We start from the raw sequence: 1330 nt of genomic DNA, 5'->3' as shown, positions 1-1330 counted from the left end.
CCAACCACACTCAACTCTGAAGAGCCCCTTTAGCCTTCCTGCCGATGCATGCAATCTAAACGAACACAGTAAACGAACACAGAATCCGAATGTAAACTATGCCCCTTCGGCCAACCAATACCCTTCTCGGTATTGCATAGATTGCACCATCAACCAACCCTATATATTTTACATGTAAATAGTTAATTGGAATTAGGCACAAAACACGCCCCATTAGATACACAAAACACACAACGCATAAGGGGGCACAACAAAAGGCGGGCGGTGATAACACCGCCCGCCTTGAGCACCCGGAGGTTTATAGTCCTAAAGAACCAGCACCTCCGGTTACACGCAATAACTTAGAACCTTTAGTCCTGAGCCTTCATTGCTGCGTAGTATGCGTCCTGAATGTCCTGGTGGATACGACCGCGGTCAGAAACCTTGTGGCCGTTAGCCTTAGCCCACTCGCGGATTGCTGCGGTCTCGGGGTTGCGCTTAACCGGAGCAGCGGTGCCACGGGGAGCACGGGTGCGCTGGGTAGCGGCACCCTGCACGCGGCGGGACTTCGCTACGAAGGGGCGGATAGCGTCACGCAGGCGAGCTGCGTTTGCGGAGGACAGATCGATTTCGTAGTGAGCGCCGTCCAGGCCAAAACGGATAGTTTCGTCTGCGGGGCCGCCATCGAGATCGTCTTCAAGGATGATGCGAACCTTCTGTGCCATTGAGGCACCTCCTCATCTGTTGCATATATCCTGTGGAGTAAACTCAAAAGCCTCTATCGGGATTGAGAAAATAGTGTGCCGGATATATTTATGTACTAATTTTCTTTCATATAGTAACAGAAATATATTAAAGATTCCGAAAATATTCTGAGCATTGAAACAATACGCCAATCATCCGCAGCGATATATCGCTTCTGTGCATCCCCGTTAAATCTGCACTCGCTACAAGAACATTAAAGTGAAGTTTAGAGTGCAAATACTTTGGATTCTTCCAGGCAGCAGACACAGCCCCCAGAGACAAAGACACCTAATAATGCGCCCCGGCGTCCCCGACAATCTGAGTGAAATATAGCGCCCGCACGAGCCTGCACATTAGACCATTCGCACCATACATTTCAGCTCTATTCAAAAGCGAAATTCTGCCACCTCCCAACCCCTCACTATTTTCTATGTAACGCGTTCATGCATAAGAGCAGAAACCCCCGCCAGAGTGAATAGAGCAGCATAAATCAGCACCAGAATAGAGCAAAAAAGCACCTTAAAACGTCCCTGACCTGTGCAAACAAACAGAAAACTCCACCTCAGAAGCTATACACCGTGCAAAAGAGTGCACAGAAAACGGCGGG

Annotated in this window: 1 protein-coding gene; it reads right to left on the bottom strand. The window is 49.2% G+C overall.

Translation table 11 applies throughout. The features are described from left to right. Positions 1–350: 350 nt before the first annotated feature. A complete protein-coding gene (locus tag HMPREF2884_RS04750) occupies positions 351–704 on the bottom strand; it encodes a histone-like nucleoid-structuring protein Lsr2 (RefSeq protein WP_070616037.1) in 354 nt (117 codons plus the stop codon). Positions 705–1330: the final 626 nt, after the last annotated feature.

Origin of the sequence: Rothia sp. HMSC073B08, assembly GCF_001812975.1 — a bacterium.
GTDB classification, from domain to species: Bacteria; Actinomycetota; Actinomycetes; order Actinomycetales; family Micrococcaceae; genus Rothia; species Rothia mucilaginosa.
Note: the sequence above shows the minus strand (reverse complement) of the source record. Positions and strands in the feature narration are given on the sequence as shown.